The organism is Alkalicoccus chagannorensis DSM 18086, assembly GCF_000429725.1.
GTDB lineage: Bacteria > Bacillota > Bacilli > Bacillales > Salisediminibacteriaceae > Alkalicoccus > Alkalicoccus chagannorensis.
Genome location: NZ_AUCK01000030.1, coordinates 21,392 through 41,626 on the forward strand (window position 1 = coordinate 21,392; position 20,235 = coordinate 41,626).

The 20,235-nt window shown below is 41.2% G+C and carries 19 protein-coding genes; all 19 read right to left on the bottom strand.

Going from position 1 to position 20,235, the window contains the following annotated elements; genetic code table 11:
- Positions 1 to 26: 26 nt before the first annotated feature.
- Complete coding sequence (locus G477_RS0113145) at positions 27 to 1,232, bottom strand: adenylate kinase family protein (RefSeq protein WP_026698329.1); 1,206 nt, start codon at positions 1,230 to 1,232, stop codon at positions 27 to 29.
- Positions 1,192 to 2,694, bottom strand: coding sequence for a lipopolysaccharide biosynthesis protein (locus G477_RS19655; RefSeq protein ID WP_051288024.1), 1,503 nt, complete (start codon positions 2,692 to 2,694; stop codon positions 1,192 to 1,194). The genes G477_RS0113145 and G477_RS19655 overlap by 41 nt, the downstream gene beginning before the upstream one ends.
- Before the next feature lie 46 nt (positions 2,695 to 2,740).
- Entirely contained in the window at positions 2,741 to 3,574 is an 834-nt protein-coding gene (locus G477_RS0113155; protein WP_156897356.1) for a hypothetical protein, read from the bottom strand.
- Between the two features lie 247 nt (positions 3,575 to 3,821).
- Complete coding sequence (locus G477_RS0113160) at positions 3,822 to 4,637, bottom strand: glycosyltransferase family 2 protein (protein WP_026698331.1); 816 nt, start codon at positions 4,635 to 4,637, stop codon at positions 3,822 to 3,824.
- A gap of 13 nt (positions 4,638 to 4,650) precedes the next feature.
- Complete coding sequence (locus tag G477_RS0113165) at positions 4,651 to 5,403, bottom strand: phosphotransferase family protein (protein WP_026698332.1); 753 nt, start codon at positions 5,401 to 5,403, stop codon at positions 4,651 to 4,653.
- The gene (locus G477_RS0113170; RefSeq protein WP_026698333.1) at positions 5,404 to 6,531 is read right to left on the bottom strand and encodes a glycosyltransferase; all 1,128 of its coding nucleotides are present in this window, start codon (positions 6,529 to 6,531) and stop codon (positions 5,404 to 5,406) included.
- Entirely contained in the window at positions 6,528 to 7,679 is a 1,152-nt protein-coding gene (locus tag G477_RS0113175; RefSeq protein ID WP_026698334.1) for an O-antigen ligase family protein, read from the bottom strand. The genes G477_RS0113170 and G477_RS0113175 overlap by 4 nt, the downstream gene beginning before the upstream one ends.
- A gap of 103 nt (positions 7,680 to 7,782) precedes the next feature.
- Complete coding sequence (locus G477_RS0113180) at positions 7,783 to 8,892, bottom strand: glycosyltransferase (protein WP_026698335.1); 1,110 nt, start codon at positions 8,890 to 8,892, stop codon at positions 7,783 to 7,785.
- 11 nt (positions 8,893 to 8,903) lie between these two features.
- Positions 8,904 to 10,139 carry a TolB-like translocation protein gene (locus G477_RS0113185; RefSeq protein ID WP_026698336.1) on the bottom strand — a complete coding sequence of 412 codons (1,236 nt, stop codon included), beginning with the start codon at positions 10,137 to 10,139 and terminating at the stop codon, positions 8,904 to 8,906.
- Positions 10,140 to 10,160: 21 nt separating this feature from the next.
- A complete protein-coding gene (locus G477_RS0113190; protein ID WP_245575522.1) occupies positions 10,161 to 10,997 on the bottom strand; it encodes a glycosyltransferase in 837 nt (278 codons plus the stop codon).
- Positions 10,997 to 11,836, bottom strand: a complete 840-nt coding sequence (locus tag G477_RS0113195; protein WP_026698338.1) for an NAD-dependent epimerase/dehydratase family protein — start codon at positions 11,834 to 11,836, stop codon at positions 10,997 to 10,999. The genes G477_RS0113190 and G477_RS0113195 overlap by 1 nt, the downstream gene beginning before the upstream one ends.
- On the bottom strand, positions 11,836 to 12,471 hold the full coding sequence (locus tag G477_RS0113200; protein ID WP_026698339.1) for a sugar transferase: 636 nt from the start codon (positions 12,469 to 12,471) through the stop codon (positions 11,836 to 11,838). The genes G477_RS0113195 and G477_RS0113200 overlap by 1 nt, the downstream gene beginning before the upstream one ends.
- 157 nt (positions 12,472 to 12,628) lie before the next feature.
- On the bottom strand, positions 12,629 to 13,516 hold the full coding sequence (gene galU / locus G477_RS0113205) for a UTP--glucose-1-phosphate uridylyltransferase GalU (RefSeq protein WP_026698340.1): 888 nt from the start codon (positions 13,514 to 13,516) through the stop codon (positions 12,629 to 12,631).
- 13 nt (positions 13,517 to 13,529) lie between these two features.
- A complete protein-coding gene (locus tag G477_RS0113210; RefSeq protein WP_026698341.1) occupies positions 13,530 to 15,347 on the bottom strand; it encodes a nucleoside-diphosphate sugar epimerase/dehydratase in 1,818 nt (605 codons plus the stop codon).
- Between the two features lie 384 nt (positions 15,348 to 15,731).
- The gene (locus G477_RS0113215; RefSeq protein ID WP_026698342.1) at positions 15,732 to 16,499 is read right to left on the bottom strand and encodes a tyrosine-protein phosphatase; all 768 of its coding nucleotides are present in this window, start codon (positions 16,497 to 16,499) and stop codon (positions 15,732 to 15,734) included.
- 98 nt (positions 16,500 to 16,597) lie between these two features.
- A complete protein-coding gene (locus tag G477_RS0113220) occupies positions 16,598 to 17,311 on the bottom strand; it encodes a CpsD/CapB family tyrosine-protein kinase (protein ID WP_026698343.1) in 714 nt (237 codons plus the stop codon).
- Positions 17,301 to 18,053: a YveK family protein gene (locus tag G477_RS0113225; RefSeq protein ID WP_026698344.1), complete on the bottom strand. Its 753-nt coding sequence runs from the start codon at positions 18,051 to 18,053 to the stop codon at positions 17,301 to 17,303. Before G477_RS0113225 ends, G477_RS0113220 begins: the two co-directional genes overlap by 11 nt.
- Positions 18,054 to 18,119: 66 nt before the next feature.
- On the bottom strand, positions 18,120 to 19,118 hold the full coding sequence (locus G477_RS19660; RefSeq protein WP_035212038.1) for a hypothetical protein: 999 nt from the start codon (positions 19,116 to 19,118) through the stop codon (positions 18,120 to 18,122).
- A 19-nt stretch (positions 19,119 to 19,137) separates the two neighbouring features.
- The gene (locus G477_RS0113235) at positions 19,138 to 20,205 is read right to left on the bottom strand and encodes an S-layer homology domain-containing protein (protein ID WP_026698345.1); all 1,068 of its coding nucleotides are present in this window, start codon (positions 20,203 to 20,205) and stop codon (positions 19,138 to 19,140) included.
- Between the last annotated feature and the right edge of the window lie 30 nt (positions 20,206 to 20,235).

Here is a 20,235-nt window from a genome sequence, read left to right on the forward strand (position 1 = left end):
CTTTCTTTTGAGAACAAATATAATATTTATATTCGTTCAAATAATCTATTTTTAAATGCACTTTCATTTATAATTGCATCTATTGCAATTCTTTCTGCTTCCACCTCACCATTTCTAGTCGTATCAATCTCTACAACTCCACAATCGAACATATTAGCTATTTTTTTAAACTTTATATTATCTTCTTCTATTCTTGAAATATCTTTTTCTCCTTTTCTCTTAAATAATACATCTGAATCACCTGTAAGAAGAATAATCAAATCTGGTTCTGGTAGAATATTATTGTATATAATTTTTACAATTTTACTATTTGACATCTTTGACCATCCTGGAATTCTATCGATAAGAACTAAACGATATTTTGCATTCCTTCTCCCTTTTAAAACTCGTAATAATAGTTCAAATGGTAATACAGAAGATCTAAATATTAATTTCCCAACATTACCTTTGATATTTCTATTTAAGGCTGAAATCGCACTAATTTCCCAGCCTTCATCACCAGTCCCTAAATATAAACTTTTCATCTTCACAGGAAGGTTTTTCTTTATATTTTTGATCAAAGTCGTCTTACCTGTACCATCAGTTCCTAAAATTATGACTTTATAACCGAATCCGTAATTATCTTTCTTTTGGAAAGGTGAATAATCTTTTTTTTCTAAAAGCCATTTTTTTAAATCAACGTCTTTACCATCCTTCATTTTTTCATATACTTCATAATATTCATTCAACTTTTCATCAATTATTTTTTTTTCAGAACTATATTTTAAAAGCGATAATAATTCTTCTAAATGCCTCTGTTCGACTTTCTGTTTTTCATAAAATATATGCGCTAGATATAATTCGATTGAGTCAGTAGGTTGCGGGACCCTTGCGAAATCACAGTTTAATGAAGTGTTCAGTAAAATTTCATCAACGCTTTTCTTGGGGAAGAACATTTTATTTTTTTTATCCATGAAAAGCAATTCAAATTTCACATCTAAATAAATCACTTCATTATTGTCAAAAAAATAATAAAAGTCTCGAAAATTATAATTTGACGGTTCAGTTCTTTTCAACCAATTTTGCTCATTCAATATAGCTAAAAATTGCTTTTTATTTTCTTTGGATACAAATAAATCAATATCACCGTTTTTATTAAGATTAAAAAAATTAGTTAAAATGAAATAATCAAGTTTATTTTTATTCATTTCTTCAAATAAATTTCTTAACACTTTTATTTTCCCCATTTTCATCCCTACTCATCTTATAAATATTTATAATTTCATTTTTTATTTTCACATATACAAACGCAAAGTAACTCGTAGTAAATAAAACAGTAATAAATATAAATGAATATACGCCAATGTTTATTTCTAAAACTATTATTATTACCTTTATTAAAATCGCAGGAATTAGACTTGCGTATAAAGGGAGTACTAGAACTCTTGCTATATCTTGTATATTAACGCCAATAAATTTGTTCATGTATTTTTGAAAAGTTATTCTTGATATTGTGATATGAATAAGTGTTGCCACTGCCGCACCATTTATCCCGAAATAGGTTATTCCTGCATAAAGCAAGGGAATTGCAATGAGTAATGTATTAAATAACATTATTCTAAAACTATATTTAGGCTTACCAATCGCCTTCAATATTTCTGACGGAGTTCCAGCTATTGCAAAAATAATACTGGCAAGTGACAGAATCGAAAGTGAAAAAGCAGCATCAATCCATAACTCACCTATAAAAATGTTCAAAATATCATAAGAAAAAAACATAAGAAACACAAAAAAAGGAAAAGTGACTATAGCATTATATTTAGTAGTACTTAAATAATATTGTTTTAACTGAAGTTTATCATCTTGAATTTTGCTATATATTGGAAACATGACTTTATTAATTATTGAATATATCTTAGATCTAGTGGTTTCAGTTATCAGAAATACAATTGTATAAAGTCCCACTGCATGGGGGCTTAGTAATTTTCCTATTAATAAATAATCTACGTTATTCCTGAAAAAATAAATAATTGACGTTCCCATAGTATAAATACTAAAGTTAAATATGCTTCTTAAAGCACTAATTGAAAAAATAAACTTAGGCTTCCATTTAGTCGCACCCCATAAAAACGGAACGGTTATCAAGGGGATGGCTACACTTTGAAAAACTATACTCCAAATACCTGCTCCTAATAAAGCTAAAATAATAGAAATGAGACTCGCTATAACTGTTGCAGTTGATGTTGCAGTAGCTATTTTTTTGAAATTAAGTTCTCGGGTAAGAATCACACGATGAATTAAGTTCAAGGGGTTAATCAATAACGCAACTGACAAAGCAATTGTAACTGTATATAGTTCGGGCTCGTTGTAAAACCAAACTGTAAATGGAGCAATCCCAAAAATAACTAGAGTAAATAAAGCAAGACTAAATAATATTGAAAACCAAAAAACGGTACTAAAATGGGTATCGTTCAATTGATTCGATTTTCTCTGTATGAGAGCAGGTTTAAATCCCGAGTCATTAATTACTTTGAACAAACCAGTAAAGACAACAGCCATTCCAACTAATCCAAAATATTCGGGTACTAATAATCTCGCTAAAATTAATTTCACAAGAATACTAGATCCTTGACTCACCATAACCATAATACTATTCCATAAGAGTCCACTTGCTATTTTACGATTAAAGTTGTTAGGTTTATCATCATTGCTCATACTAATCAATCCATTCTATTAACCAGATAATCTTCTGCTACTATCACTAAATTTTTTTTAACGCATCAAACCAAATCATCACTTTCTTTTTAGCAGTTTCATACTCTGTATTTTCCTCAATCATTTCATATAAACCAGATAGCCTTGCTTCAATCAATTCACATTTAAAAATATCGAACAAATGCAAATTATTACGTAAAATTTCAATTTCCTCGCTTATTATATTATTATTACAAACAATTGATTTTTCGGATAAAGTGTTTACTATTATATTTTTTGTGATACTTTCAGGACAAGATTTTATATCTGTCCTTAAGAAAAAATATATGAGATCGTGTAAAATCCATCTTTTTTTATAATATAACCAATCAATAACATATATATGATCCCCATCTGAATATATATTCGAGTCAGTAAGATCTCCATGAGAATCTCCAATCTTTATGTAAATGTCATCAATATTTTCTACCTCGTCTTTTATATTACTTAGGAATAAATTAATTTGATAACTTATATCTTTATCATTGATTAACTCACTATTTTCTTTAATTGAATTAATTAATTCAACATAGTACAAGGATGCGGTAACTAATTTATTATTCTTTATTTGAACAGAGTAATACTTATCCCAAAACAACCGTCTATTTTCCTCTTTAGTCTGATCAATTTTTCTTGCGTTAATAAATTTTTCCTTTATAACAGCCCTATTAATTTTGTTGATAAAACTTAAGCCGGGTGTAAAGTAATACTTACTGGCTTTCTCCACCCTTTCTTTTATATTCATAAATGTACTGTCCGGCATTTTAGTGCTATATTCTGTTAATACATATCCTTTTTCCGGGTTAAATACTTTTATACCCGAAGGTTTCACTTTGATCAAAAAATCTCCTTGCAAATCACAAGAAATATATTTATTGCTTTTCTTTATGTAATTCATAACAAAAAAAGTCGTCAAAATAATTATTATTTTTAGTAAATATTCCATTTCTCTAAAATACTTATTCCTGTTATAATTTACTGAAATTATAGGATTTCCGTATTTTTTCAATGTTTTAAAGTGCTTAAATATGGAACTCTTATTATATAAATACAGTCCATTTATTGTGTGAATATATACCCTCAAATTTTCACCTACTTAAAATACTGATTAATTTAAATAAACTTACTTTCATCAAAAGTAATGGATTGAATTTGTCACTAACTCTCATTCGGTATCTTTCTATCTTATATTTATTCATATAAATCTGACTTCTACTCATTTTCATTTCATACTTTTTTATAAAATTATTTATGCCGATCATCATATTTTTTGGGTCAGTCAACCTTTCACCACCATCCCTATGAATAAGAGCAATCATTTTCTCATTTACAATAACAGCGTTGTCTCCATTTTTCATAATTAGATCAATAATCAAAGATTTATCTTCACTCGTTTTTAATGTTATATCGTACCCGCCTAAACCTAAGAATTCTTTTTTTCTTATTATCGTATTCGGCCCCCCAATACCTGGGTTTTTTATAAACAGCTCTTCTAGTGCTAGTTTTCCTTTAGGTGATTTATAATCTCTTCTGCTCTTTGTTTCCTCGTCATAAATTACTTTTTTCCCTAAAACACTAATGACTTCTGGGTTGCTTGAGATTGTTTTATTCGCCTCGAAAAGATATCTTTCATCCCACGAATCATCATCATCTAAAAACGCTATCCATTCATTAGAAGCAACAGTGGCACCTATATTTCTTGCTTGTGAAACACCTGCACTTACAACTGTCTCAATCACACGAACATTTTTAAAATTCTCTAATTTAATTTTATTGGATAAGGGCTTATCCCCATTATTAATTATTAAAATTTCGTCCGGATAATATATTTGATCATTCAATCTGTTTGCGTTTAACTCCAATTTATCTTCTCTATTATAAGTCGGGATTACTACTGTAAACATTTGATCCTCCTATTCAAAGAGACAATGCATAATCTATAGCCTTGATATATTTTGTCCTCTTTTGATTCGATAAATCCCCTTTGTATATAACTTGTTTGTTTAATTCTAATATAGCTCTATTCAAAACATAAGCAAACTTTACTTGATTTGAAGTAATTGAAAATCGATTCATTAAATCTATTATTTTTTTATATTTATTAAAATTAATACCCTTTATAACATTTACCCAACTATCATTTATTTCCTCACATTCTTTTCTAACATAAAGATGAATAATATCTAGCACATATGAATTATTTTCTTGGAAATACTCCCAATCAATGAGCCTATATCCACCATTTTTATTCTTTATTATATTACCTATATGCAAGTCACCATGAGCTGATGTTAGTGGCAAATAAATTGAGGAAGACTTGATTTTAATCTCTTTTCTTTCTTTACAATTAACATTTAATACTGAAAATAATTGATTAAAATTTAATATTTCAAAAAAACTGTATGTATCCGCTGATTTGTTATTAGTAATAATCGAATCGCAAACTCCCTCAAATCCTTGTACCTCAACATAGTTTATTGTTTGGCCCTTTTCAGTTGTCAAAATCAGTTGTCCTTTATTATAAGGAACAAACGGACTCCACCTCGCGTCGTTAAAAGCCTTCTGCATTCCATCTTTTTTAGCCATAATTTTCTTATATCCTTTGAAGCTAAGAGGGATCTCATATACAAAATCACTTGTAAAAATCATTTTTGTTCTCATACGTCCCAACTAAACCTTTCCTACTACAAAATCTAGTATTCTTTTTAACTTTACGGCTCTTGCAGACCATGTATAATTATCCACCAAATCAACATATGCGTTTCTTACTTTCTTTTCTATGTTTTCTTCTGATTTATTTTTAATTAAATTAATATTATCTTTCCAGCAATCTAAGTTATTTGGATGACACAAAAATGAATTGTCTTTATTTAGAACTTCTCTAATAACCGGTATATCAGATGCTATTATTGGTTTTTGAGAAGCCATATACTCAAATAATTTGAGCGGAGACATCCATTGAGTAATCTCTTGATTACCTTTTGAATAGACCTTATTAGAATAAGGTGCTATTAATACATCCATAGCTTGTCTGTAACTCTCAGTTTGATCGAATGGTACTTGCCCATAGAAAATTATATTGCTTTGATTTGTAATTTTATCCTTCCAATCTTTAATTTCTTTAACGCTGCCTCCAATTATATGAAACTTAACATCAGGAATTATTTTTGATAATTCTAATATAATCTCCATACCCTTCCCTGGATACAGACTACCTACATAACCAACATTAAAATTATTATCCTTAAATTTAGCGTTAACTTCTATTTCAGTGATATCTGCTCCGTCGTGCAAAACCGATATATCTTCATCAGTCAAATTTGGAAATTCTCTTATATACTTCTTCTTTAAAGATTCAGAAATCACTATTAATTTCTTGAAATTAGGGGACTTAACTAATTTCCTTTCCATGTTTACTCTGAGTTTAGAAAAAGGAAACGCATGAGCCTCATAAAATATTGATATTCCCTTATTTCTTAGCATAAATAAACTAAACAAATCTCTGCCATAAAAAACATCATCTTTTTCTGGATCCTTCATGATTTTATTCAGAGTATACAAGTATTGTAAGTTACCTGTTTTCCTTGTGAATTTTTGGTTGATTCTAACTATTTCAAAATCCCCATCTACGTCATATTGTTGTTTTACGTGTTTATTCGAAAAGTTTACTTCCCCTTGCCTTCCATATAATATAACTCCGTTAACTAATCCACTAAGCGCATTACACATTTTCATTACATGCACCGTATTTGCTTGGTTCGATGGTATTATTGAATTTGAGAAATAATAGATTTTCATTGCTTCACCTTCATGTTGTTTTTAGTAAAAATAACTATTCCAAGAATTACTATAAATAATATACCTTCTATCCGTACTTGAAAGATACTCTGAGTAAACAATTGATGCGTGAGCAAATATATTATTAGGCTTTGAAGAAAAATATCCCCTTTATTTCGGATTGTCAAATTTCTAATAATTGATAGAATAAATAAAGCAAAGATTAATAGATAAAGCAATCCAAAATCACTTAACCATCTAATATACGAATTATGGGGGGATCTTCCAATATAATCCTGGAAATACCCATATCCATTCCCGAATATTGTATTGTATAAATAATTGTTGTCTAAAATCACAAAAGTATTTATCCATATATCAAACCTTTGATTATCGAGGCTATCTAACCTTACAATTTCGTTCACGAATCTATCAGAGAAAATATTATCCATTCGAGAGATTAATAAAATCAAGACTCCTGTAAAAAGGAATATAAATACTAAATGTTTTTTTTTCATCTTTTTATTTAGCTGTATAGTGCTTATCACATAGAACGCTAAAGCTAGAATTAATGAGACTAGAGCCCCCTTGCTGCCCGATAGAACGACTCCTATTAATAAAAAAATAATCAATATTTTATTGGTGATACATGTTTTTTTGTTTTTTAAAAATCCACTAATAAAGATCGATGAAATAACACCGATTGCAACCGCTGATCCGAATCGATTAGGATTACCATACCATCCATATAATCTCGGGTACTCTTTTAATTGATAAAAATTGTTATTAATTAACTGTAACTCACCTAAAGTATATAAAAGAGCAGCAAAAATTAATGAAATTACAGATATCACTATAAATAACCTTCCAAGATCTTCAGTACTCTTATCTCTATTAAAATTGATAGTATGCAAATATAGAAAAACCATTAATAAAATCGCTAAATTAAAAAATATGATTACAGATACGAATCTGAAACTGTCAGGATAAAATAATGATGGTAACACCATAAAAAATAACAATACAAAAAATAACAATATAACTTCACTTTGAATTTTTAATTTCGAATTAAAGACTTCGTTTTTTCCATAAGTAAATAATTTTAGCGTTAAATATATTATGAGTATAGTTAAAAAAACATACCCCAAATGACTTTGTTCCGTATTCACACCGTATCCTCTTACGTTTGTGACTAATGTAAAATTGTATACCATAATTATAAATAATGATAATACGATAAAGTTATAATAACTTGTTTTAGTTGTTACATTCTTATTTTTCATTTGTCATACAACTTTCTCTAACAATGTTGTAAAAATCAAAATACGAATCAGACATTATCTTCGATGAAAACCTCTCTTTTGCATAATTATGGATTTCACTATTTGATATAAAGTTGTATTTGTGTAAAGCGTCACTCAAACCATGTTTTAAACTGTTCGGATTCTCATTCGAAAAATACGTTGTGTATTTATCGGTTTTTAGCTCAAGATGTGGGCCAATATCTGATAATATTAAAGGTAATCCCATTGAAATTGCTTCTAAAACGGTGTTAGGTAATCCTTCGGAATACGAGCTCGAAACAAAAATATCACTAATCATTAAGTATTCTCTCACATCTTTTACCTCTCCAGTAAAAGTTATACTACTGTTACCTGACCACTTATCTTTCAAATTTTCTAATAAAGGACCTCCACCAACTATCAACAGTTTTGTGTTCTCTAAATTTGCCCTGTTAAATTGCTCACAAATAACCCCCATATTCTTTCTAGGAATAATTGATCCAACTGAAATGAAAATATCTTCTTCTTTTATAAAACCAAATTCCTCTCTCATTTTATACTTTGACTTTTCATTAACTGGGGCATATTTGCTAGTGTCGACTCCATTTTGAATCACTTTCATTTTTATATTGTGAGTCGATAATTTATTTTCAAGAGCTTTTGAACAGGCTACCGGAAATGGGGTTTGACGAAATGTATTTATATGTTTCCTAGCCATAAAAGCCCCTTTTATCCTCCCAAATTTACTTGGATAGTCCTCCCAAGGATAATTTCGAGCTGTTGCAACATGATTAGGTTTATTTAATTTAGATACTATAGAATCTGCTCTAATTCCTTGTGTATGAATTACATCGTACGTATTCGCAATAAGATGATTCTTTATCATATTCTTTAATGTGAATAATCCTTTTAGCCTTCCTTGCCTAAGTTGAATTATTTCGATATTCAATTTTTTAAAATCGTTTTCAAGTGTTTCGTTGGGTTCAGAAGAAATTGTCATCAATGTTATTTTTTTGTCTTGATTACTCCTTATTATGTTATATAGTTGATTAGTAGGTCCTGTCTTAGCAAGTGTAGAAACTATATATAGCACCTTCATAATATCACCCCTCATTTATTTATTTTGTATAAGTTTCTTTTACCTTCAAAAACTGCATCAACGCAAATTGAAGTGCTTTTACGATTCCATCTTGGGTGTAGATCACACCTAAAATCATTATCATATTTAAATGGCGCAAATACCTTAGCTGCAATCTCTTCCTGTTTTCCATCCATTACATAAAGCTTACACACTCTAGCTCTATCTGGATAAGTATCGGTGATTGCCTTCTTCCCATCAGGTGAATAACTAGGGTGTCCATCTTGAGTTAATTCATCCCATATTTGATGGATACTATGAGTTTGATCTTTTATCAAATAATACCCATTACCACTATCTTTCTTATTTGCATATGCAATGACCTCTTCATCATTTTTCCAGTTACAATGGGACACCATGCCATCGTCTAACAAATTATACATATCAGTCCCATCAATGGTAGATGAAACTAACCTGGTGAATTTCTTATTACCAAGATACCACCTGTGTAATACGATAAATCTGTTTCCACTTGGGTTCAGCATAAGATGATTTACTTTATGTTCGGCATTTTTCATTTCTTCTTTATGCTCAAAGTCATAGAAATCAGTATATTGAAGAATAGGATTAATAACCCCATTAGTTAAATCAATTTTCCATATACATGTAGCATCAGGGCACATAACTCCCTCTGTAAAATCGGCTTTGTTTGAATAGCCATAACCCGGCCTCATCCGATGAAGACGAGAAAAATCTAACGTTATTGCGGTTCTCCCATCTGGGCTAACACTATAAACAGGTTTAGATACCACTGTTTGTTCACCTGTATTTAAATCGTAAATGATCGAGCAATATTCACTATCCCGAAAATCATTATAAATAATGCGACTCTCATGATCCGGTCCTAACCATTGAAGCATACAACCTTGCTGCACATTCCAAGTATTGGTCTTGCCAATTATCTTAATTTCATTGTCTTTTTCCGTATCAATTAATATGATATCAGCTGGTTCCTTAGGGGCTACTGACTTTGTTGTATCTTTTACTCTTAGGCACAACATGTATCGATCCGTTGCATCCCATGGAGATTTATCATAATAGCCAAAGAAGTATTCGAAATCGTCATCCGGTGTCACTCTTACTAAATCACCTTCATACTTCACTTTTTTAGAGATTGCATACATACTAAATTGATAAACTCTCTTCATCGCTTTTTTAACTAAAGGGAATTTCGAGAGGTACGAGTTCACTTTTGATTCGATGCCCATATTACTCACGTTCCTCAACTACTATTTTTTATTTCTTAAGTATTTATCTGATAACATCTCCAGCAATTTAATTGGCGCAATGAATATAATTGTCTGACTTAAAGTTACTATAATTAAATCATTTAAACCTGAATAACCTTTTCTCCAAAACGAATAAATCATTTGAATATAGCTGCTGCACTTGGTCCAGCTCTTTCTTCTTTTCAAATTGTCGCTATTCGCTCTGAACAGGAGTAAAGACTTGCTTAGATTTGAACTTTCATAACCAGCATTTATGATATGGATAAACAGATCTAAATCTTGGTTTCTTCTGAAATCTTTGTAACCGCCCATTTTCAATATGACGCTTCTTTTATACATCACTGTAGGATGGTTGAATGGATTTCTTCTTCTTCCGAATCGTAATATCTCTTGATGAGTACTAGGTACAACTCTTGATGAAACGATATTATCAGGACTATCATAAAATTCATCAATATTGGTCCCCGAAATTACTAAATCCTGTTTTGCTTCAAACTCGTTTAACTGAAGTTCACATCGTTCAGGTAATGAAATATCGTCCGTATCCATTCGGGCTACCAATTCATTTCTACAAGCTTTCAACCCTTCGTTTAAAGCTAAGCCTAACCCTACATTTTTCTTCAATGGGACAACGGTAAATCTATTTTCATGAATGGAAGAGTAGGATGTAATCACTTCATCAAGTTCTCTCGATAATTCACCGTCTTTTACTATAACGATTTGATCAGGTTCAATGCTTTGTTTAAGCATACTTTCAATACTCTCTTTAAAGTTTTCAGGTTTTTCATTCTTATAAATTGACATTAACACACTATATTTATTGTCAAAACTAGTCACTATTTAACTCCTTCAGATAATCTAACTGCTTCAGCGCGAGAAAAAGTTTCACAAAGTTCTGAAATTGATTTGTCGTAGATTAAAGTACCAAATACTTTTTTTGTGATCGAGAAAGGTGCGAATTTTATTAGAGGATTAAACAAATTAGTCAATATTATATTTGTCCCGTTGATTTCAGCAATTTCCTTCACTAAACCCGTCGTGTTGACGTACTCGTAATCTTGAGGTAGAAACAAGCCATCCGACTGCTTGATGATAATCGTCTCTAACTTAGCTGATAGATTGTCTACGTATAACATACTTCTCTCGTTTTGATACGCTGGAAAAATAGGTGATTTTTTGGCGAGTACGGATAGTTTCTCATAATTGCCTGGACAGTCTTTTCCGTAAATCATTGGGGGTCTTACTATGGCGATGTTGAAACTTTCATCCCCTATTTTCATTAATTCATTTTCTGCTTCTAATTTTGAAATGCCATAATGTGACTTAGGTTTCGGTTTAGTATGTCGATCAATAACACCCTTTTCGATACCATATACACTCATGCTACTTATGAAAATAAAATGTGAGACGCCATCCTTTTTAGCTTTCTGAGCGAGCTCTAATGTTAAATCTCGATTGATTTTATAATAAAGGTTCTTGTTTTCTTTTGTTTCTTTCCTATGAGCTATCCCTGCTACATGTAGTACAACATCATATTCTGAGAAATCTTGGTTTTTCCATGAGTTATCTCTTACACTAATTGCATGAACTGAGTAATCGTTAGGATACTGCTTCAACCAGCTTTCTACACTCTTACCAACATAGCTTTTAGATCCGGTTATTAATATTTTTTTCATTAATAATGATTCTCCTTGCTACTAGCGACTTTTTCTTCGATTTTCGAATCCATTGTTCCACCCTCAACAACGCCATCACTCTTCAGAACGCTCGTAATCGTGCCAAAGAAGCACTTTACGTCCATCAATAACCCTAATCGATTAACGTATTCTTTATCCAACTTCGCCTTCACATCAATTGGCAGTTCGTCCCTACCGTTGATTTGTGCCCAGCCGGTTAATCCTGGAGCTACATCGTTGGCTCCGTATTTCTCTCGTGCCTCTATTAGATCGTATTGATTCCAAAGAGCTGGTCTTGGGCCGATGATGCTCATTTTCCCTGTAAGGATATTGATGATCTGCGGCAGTTCATCTAAGGATGTTTTCCTTAAGAATTTCCCCATTTTCGTGATGTATTGGTCTGGGTTTTCTAATAAGTGTGTAGGGGTATCTTTCGGCGTGTCGATGCTCATCGTCCGGAATTTATACATATGGAAATGGCTTTGATGTATTCCGACTCGTTTTTGTTTGAATAGAACGGGCCCTTTTGAATCGAACTTGATTGCAGCAATCAATCCCATAAATATTGGTGAGAGGACTAGTAGTCCAGCGCCTGAGAGTACTACATCGGCAAGTCGCTTTACTTTCCTATACATCGTTACATACACCCCTTATCAGGATCAGATCATTAGTACTGATTTGGTTTAAACAGACCAAATGACTACTAATCATCTAATGGCTTAGTTAGTTTACGTATCTTTCAAAAGATTTCCCTGCCTAAAAACAAATACCTTTCAGGCAGGGAGTTCGTATTTACTGCTCTTCTTTCACCAGTCCTAGCATTTCTTCCAAAAACGGCTCCAGCTCTTTCTTGATCTCTGGATTCTGCATGGCCATTTCAATCGTCGTTTTCACGAAGCCGACTTTTTCGCCGACGTCAAAGCGGCGTCCGCTGAAGTCGTAGGCGAAGACGCGCTGGACGGTGTTGAGTTTTTCGATGGCGTCGGTCAGCTGAATTTCGCCGCCGGAGCCGAACTGTTTTTCGCCGAGAAAATCAAAGATTTCCGGGGTGAGCACGTAGCGGCCCATGATCGCGAGATTCGACGGGGCGGTGCCCGGCTTCGGTTTTTCGACGAAGTGCTTCACGCTGTGGAGTCGGTTGTCGCTTTGCCTTTCCGGGTCGACGATACCGTAGCGGCTCGTGTCTTCGTCGGCGACCTGCTGCACGCCGACGATCGACGCGCCGCTTTTTTCGTACTCGCCGATCAACTGACCGAGGCACGGATCGTCGGACTGCACGATGTCATCGCCGAGAAGGACGGCGAACGGCTCGTCGCCGATGAACTTCCGCGCGCACCAGATAGCGTGGCCGAGACCGAGCGCTTCTTTTTGGCGGATGTAGTGGATGTCGACCATGTTCGAGGAATGCTGGACGCGCTCGAGTATGTCGTTTTTCCCTTTTTCCATGAGCGACTGCTCCAGTTCAAACGCATGGTCGAAATGATCTTCAATGGCACGCTTGCCTTTCCCGGTGACGATGATGATGTCTTCAATGCCCGATGCGACGGCTTCCTCGACGATGTACTGGATCGTCGGCTTGTCGACGATCGGCAGCATTTCTTTCGGCATAGCTTTCGTCGCCGGCAGGAAGCGGGTGCCGAGGCCCGCTGCCGGGATGATGGCTTTTTTGACTTTTTTCATGTCGTACTCCCCCTTATTTCGCGGCAGCCATGGCGAGCTGCTTTTCTTTGAAGTGTGCAATGTCCAGCATCCGGTCGCGCAGGTCGTTATCCGACGTCAGCATGTAGTCATCGATAAGCTGATCAATCACCGAGATGTTGACCGGCGGGGTTTTGCCGCGGTAGATCATCGGATAGATCTGCTCCTGGTGGACTTCGTTTTCGCCGAGCAGCTCTTCAAACAGCTTCTCGCCGTCGCGCATGCCGGTGAAACGGATCGGGATGTCGTCCTGCGTGAAGCCGGATAGTTTAATCAAGTTCTTCGCGAGATCGACGATTTTGACCGGTTCGCCCATGTCGAGGACGAACGTTTCGCCGCCTTTCGCGATGGTGCCGGCCTGCAGGACGAGGCGGGACGCTTCCGGGATCGTCATGAAATAGCGCGTCATGTCGGGGTGCGTCACCGTCACCGGGCCGCCTGCGGCAATCTGCTTTTTAAACAGCGGGATGACGGAGCCGCGGGAGCCGAGGACGTTGCCGAAGCGGACAGCGACAAACTTCGTGTCGCTGACGCGGTCGTAGTGCTGCACGATCATTTCGGCAATCCGTTTGGAGGCGCCCATGACGCTCGACGGGTTCACCGCTTTGTCGGTGGAGACCATGACGAAACTCGACACTTCCGCCGCATTCGCCGCTTCGGCAGCGTTTTTTGTGCCGATGACGTTATTCTTGATCGCTTCGTGTGGGTTCTTCTCCATGAGCGGCACGTGTTTATGCGCCGCAGCGTGATATACTACGTCCGGCTTGTGTTCCTGCATGACTTCGTACATGCGGGATTCGTCCTGCACGTCGGCGATGACGGCTTCGACGAGCATGGCCGGGTACTTCGTGCGCATCTCCATTTCGACGGTGTAAATGCTGTTCTCGCCGTGGCCGAGCAGGATCATGCGGCCTGGGGTGAAGCGGGCAATCTGCCGGCATACTTCCGAGCCGATGGAGCCGCCGGCGCCGGTGACGAGAACCGTTTTGCCGGAGAGCTTCTGACCGATTTTCTCGTTTTCGAGCTTTACGGCATCGCGTCCGAGCAGGTCTTCCACCTGCACGTCACGGATCTGGCTCACGTTGACGCGGCCGGACATGATGTCTTCCATCGACGGCATGATCTGTGTTTTCACTTTTGTATGGGCACATTTTTCAAAAATGTCGTTTAATCCCTGTTTCGACAGGGAAGGAATAGCTATAATGACATGCTCAATTTCTTTATCGCGCACGATGTCCGGTATACAGTCGGACTGGCCGACGACCGGCACCCCCATGATTTCCAGCTGCTGCTTCGCCGGGTCGTCGTCAATGAACGCGACCGGACGCAGCTCGGACATTTCGCTCGACGTGAGCTGTCTGGCGACCATCGTTCCCCCGTTGCCCGCGCCGATGATGAGCGTGCGGCGCTTCGTATGGTCGACCTTCAGCTGGTAGTCGCGGTACACCCGCCACGAAAAGCGGGACGCGCCGATCAGCAGGATGTGGAGCATCCACGTGACGAGGAGCGTGCGCGAAAAGACGGCCTGGTACGCGAGAATCTGAAAGATTCCGGTGACGGCGACGGAGAACGTCACCGCCGCAAAAATAGCGGAGAGCTCACGGATGCTCGCATACGACCAGACGCGCTTATACAGTTTGAAAAAATGAGCGAAGATATGGTGGCTCGCAAACAGGACGAGGGCGCTTGCGGCGAGTGCCGGCAGCCAGATCGTCGCCGTCGGTGCAATGAGCCAGTTCCCGATGAAGATCGACAGCAGCACGATGACGGAATCGACCAGGACGAGTAGTGACAATCTCGAACGATAGCTCATGAACATTCCCCCTTCTTTCGTTTCCATAGTATGTATTCAATATCAGAACCCTGCCCCCATGCACGGCTCTGGCATTGAATCTTCCCGGCATGAGAGACCGCGGCACGCCGCGGTCAGCCGGTCGGTCCGTGAAGCCACGGACCTTTTTTCCGTAAAAAAGGGCATCGAACCCTTCCTCACGTCCCACCTGTGACAACGAATGTCTAAGCATGCGCAGCGCGCATCCCTGCAGCAGGACCGAGTACCCTCGTGTGATAGGGGTGCAGAAGGCGTCACCCGTATGTAGTACTTCTCTTGTTACAAGTCTTTCATTCCGTTCAATTCGGAATATTCCGACACCGTTCGACATGATTGTACCTAGTCTGTCGACAAGGTTCGGCCTGGTTAAAAGAGGCCGAGAAACTTTTTCTTTTTGACGTGTTCCGGCGGGTCGATGAGCAGGCGTTCGTTCTGGATGAGCCGCTGGGCGTTTGCCTGCAGCTGTTTCACGAAGCGGGCATTGAATTTGGTCTCGACAGCGGCGTAACCCTCTTGAAGGTGAAAGCCCCGCTTCTCGGTGTCATGGGCATCGGAGGCGATCAGGTGCGCCAGGTTCGCTTCCAACAGATCGAGACTCAGCTGTTTCGCTTTCGAGCCGAAGCGGCCGGTCAGGCTCGCGGCGGTGAGCTGCGTGAGCGAGCCGTTTTTCACGAGGCTGTAGAGCAGGTTCGGCCGGTCTTTGATTTCTTCGTTGCGCTCCGGGTGCACGATCACCGGGATGAGGCCTTTCAGCTGAATGTCGTAAAGCAGCTGGGACGCATAGCGCGGCACGTGGTCGAGCGGAAATTCGATGAGCACGTAGTCGGTGTTGCCACCGACCGGGAGGATGGTTCCTTTCTCCCACTCTTCGAGGTACTCGCCGTGAATGCGCGTTTCCTGCCCCGGGATGATCGTGACGTTGATGCCGGCGGCCTGGACTGCGTCGTTCAAGTGGCGCGTTTTCGCCCGGATGTCAGCCGCTTCGTTGACGAAGCTGCCGTTTTGATGGTGCGGTGTTGCTGCTACTGTATGGATGCCTTCTGCCTCAGCAGCTCGTGCCAGGGCGAGGGCTTCTTCTTCGTTCTGGGCCCCGTCGTCGATTGACGGAAGAATATGACTATGGATATCAATCACAGGTCTGTACTCCCTTCCTCTTTGTTACAAAAATGTTCTATAATGAAAAATTGTAACATATACCTACCCGTCATTGAATATCTTCCTAGGTATTTTCTTTATTTGTTGCCGTAATAATAATAATATGACCCTTTTGACCTATCTTTTTTATTGAGGACGACACCGAGGACACGGGCGGAAGCATGCTGCATGAGCTCTTTCGCTTTTTTGCCGTCTTCGATCTTTGTCGTGTTGTTGGCGGTGACGAGCACGGTGCCGTCAACCTGGTTGCCGATGACCTGGGCATCGGTGACGGCAAGCACCGGCGGCGTGTCGATGATGATGACATCGTAGACGCGGCTCGCCTGCTCCAACAGCCACTGCATACGCTTCGAACCAAGCAGCTCGGCCGGGTTCGGCGGGATCGGCCCGCACGTCAGCAGTTCCAGCCGCGGCTGTACGGTCTGCTGTACCGTCTCCTCGAGATTCCCCTGCTGGGTGAGCAGGTTCGTGAGGCCGTACTGGTTCGATGCGTTGAACGTGTAGTGGTTCGTCGGCTTTCGCAGGTCGGCGTCGATCAGAAGCACGCGCTGCTCCTGCTGGGCAAATACGACGGCGAGGTTGGCGGCCGTCGTGGACTTGCCCTCTTCCGGTGCTGTCGACGTGACGGCGATCGTCTTGATCGGCGTATCGGCCGCGGCGAACTGGATGTTGGTCCGGATCGTGCGGTACTGTTCGGAAATTGGAGACTTCGGCACGAAATGAGAAATCAGGCTGCGCTGCTTCGTGCTGAGGTGGTCTTTTTTCTTCTTTTTGAATAGATTAAGAGCCAACGTTCTCCCTCGCTTTCTCTTCCGGTTCTTCCGGCTCGCTGTCGATGAAGCTGTCGGTGTCGTCGACATCCTCTTCTTCCTCATCCATCACGCTGATCCCGCCGAGCACTGGCAGTTCGAGCTGCCGCTCGATGTCATCTTCGGTGCGGATCGTGTTGTTCATGAATTCGAGGAGAAACGCGAGGCCGACGGCGCCCATGAGCCCGACGACGAAGCCGATCGCCATGTTCAGCTCCGGATTCGGGCTGATCGGCGTCAGGGCGTCATCGACCTGCGCCGGCGTTAAGATGTGGATGTTGTCGATGTTTAGCAGCATCTGGATTTCTTCCTGGAAAATTTCCGCCGTGACGTTGGCTGTCTCGACCGTCTCGATCGGATCGGTCCCTTCGAGCGTGATCGTCACGACCTGCGACTCGCCTTCCTGCTGCACGTTCAAGTCGGGGGATCCTTCGAGCTGCGCTTCTTCTTCGACCTGGTCGAGGATGTACGGGCTCTGCAGAATCACGTTGTACGTGTCGATGAAGCTGCTGTCGGTGTCGAACGGGTTCGCCGATGACAGGATGGATGACCCTGTCGCCGCCTGGCTGACGAGCACCTGCGTGGAGGCTTCGTACCTCGGTGTCAGCACCAGGTAGCTGATGATGCCTGCGGTGGCCACGGCCATGATCGTTACGGTGATGATCATGACGAGGCGCTTTTTCAATGTGTCCAGAATTTCTCTTAGACTGATCGTCTCTTCCATAGTCCCCTCCACTTTCCTTCCGTCCCTATTGCCTGATTATGTATGTACCGGGTACGGGCCCCGGTGTTAGTCGAACAGCTCGCCGACGGCGTCGATCCGGCGCTGTTCCTTTTCTGCTTCGTAGACGGCTTCGAGTTCATCCGCCTTGGATGTGTCGTGGCCGCCTTCGTCGAGCGCGGTGCGCATTTCACTCTTTATGTCGCTGAACCTGGCGTCGGCCTGGCGCTCCATCTGCTGCACTTCGTCGACGTAGCTCGACTGCAGCTCGGTGCGGCTCATGCCGTCCGACATGTCGGCTCTTGCGTCGGCAATGAGGCTGTTGAGACGCTCGTTTTCGCGCTGCTGCAGCTGTTCAAGCTCGCCAACGTACGTGCTGACGATGTTGTCGGCACTCGTGCCGGAGGAACCGCCGCTGGACGAGTTGCTTCCGTTTGAAGCGCTGCTTCCGCTTCCGGCGGAGCCATTCGATCCGCCGCTGCTGTCCGAGCTGCTGCCGCCGGAGGTACTGCTTCCGTCCGAAGATGCTCCGGAACTGCCGTTTCCGTTAGACGCGCTGTCTCCACTTGGAGAACCGCTGTCTTCACTGTTTCCATCGGATGCGCTTGTCGTCGCATCGGCGTCCGTCGTGCCTTCTTCAGAGCTACCTCCGCTTGCCTCGCTGCTGGCTTCTGCTTCCTCGGATGCTTCGGCCGCGAGACGTGCCTGCTCTTCTTCGACGTAAGCCGAGACGTCTTCAATCTCCGAGCCGTAGGCATCAAAGTAGCGGATCGGATTCCCGTCCTCGTCATCCGAAGGAGGGAGGGCACCGCCTTCTTCCAGCTCGTGCGCTCCCCCTTGTTCATCAAAGACGGTGACGGTGGTCGTGCTGCGCTCTTCTTCGCTGTTGGCGTCGTCGAGGCTGCGGCCGTTGTCGTGATCGGCACCGGCGGCTTCGGCTGCCTGCAGCTGCGTCTCCTCGATCTGGGCCGAGTAGTACTGCTGGGCAGTGACGATGCCGGCGATGGACAGGACGGCGACCCCGCCTGCGAGGATGGTGATGATTTTTTTCTTCCGGTGTCGTGCCATGGTTAGTCTCCTTTTCTTCCTACAGGTGGAAGGTGACGCTGACCTCTTGGACGGAGCCGTCTGCGTTGGTCAAGGTTCCGGTCAGTTCCAGGTTATTTCCTGCGAAGGTGCGGATGGTGCCGAGCTGGATGTCTTCGTCTGCGAGCACGTCGGCGATCAGAAGGTTATTCTCCCCGGCGCTCAAGTTCTGCTCTTCGGGAATGCCTCCGATCGGCGGGAAGCCACTCAGTTCAAGCAGGCTGTCCTGGTCGACGGTGATCGTACCCGCGGTGAACGTCGTGCTGTCGCTCTTCCCGCTCAAATCAAACGATACGTTCTGGTTGGAGATGGTGCCGCTGAGCGTGCTTCCATCACTCGTCGTGATCGTCGATGCGTTCACTTCCGGGGCAGGTTCCGGCTCTGGTGCCGGTTCCGTCGGCTCGTCTTCCTCCGGCGGTGCTTCCTCCTCCGGTGGCGTTTCGTCTTCCGGCGCTTCGGCTTCTGCCTGGAGCGCACGGAATAGGAAGATCGCAAACTCGGTACGGGTCACATTATCCTTCGGGGCAAACTGGTTGCCCGGCCGGCCTTCCGTGATGCCGGCTGCTGCGAGGGTGCGGATGTCGTCTTCGTGCGTATGGTTGGCGTCGTCGATATCATCGAAGTCGCCGGACGCATCGCTGGCCGCCTCGAGCTCCATGGCACGGACAAGCACAGAGGCCATCTGCTCTCGCGTCAGCGAGGATGACGGGTGGAAGCTGCCGTTGTCGTCGCCGGTGAAAATTCCGTTCTCGGCGCTGCGGACGACGTCATCAACGTAGTATGCATCGCCTGCCACATCCGGGAACGGGTTGGCGCCCGTTCTCGCCGGCAGGTCCAGCGCACGGGTGAAGAGGATCGCCGTGTCTGCTCGGCTCACATCCTCCTGGACGCCGAAATCGCCGCTCGGCAGGCCGCGGATGATATTGTCTCTCGCCAGTTCGATGATCTCCTCGTAGCCGAGATCGCCTTCTTCTACATCATCAAAGGACGGGGTGTCTGCCTGAGCGGAAAGGGCGGTGCTGAAAAAGAGCAGCAGCGCCGCGAACAGGCTGAGGGCTGTTTTTGTCATGGTTGGTACCTCCGATGCCTACGGGAAGAG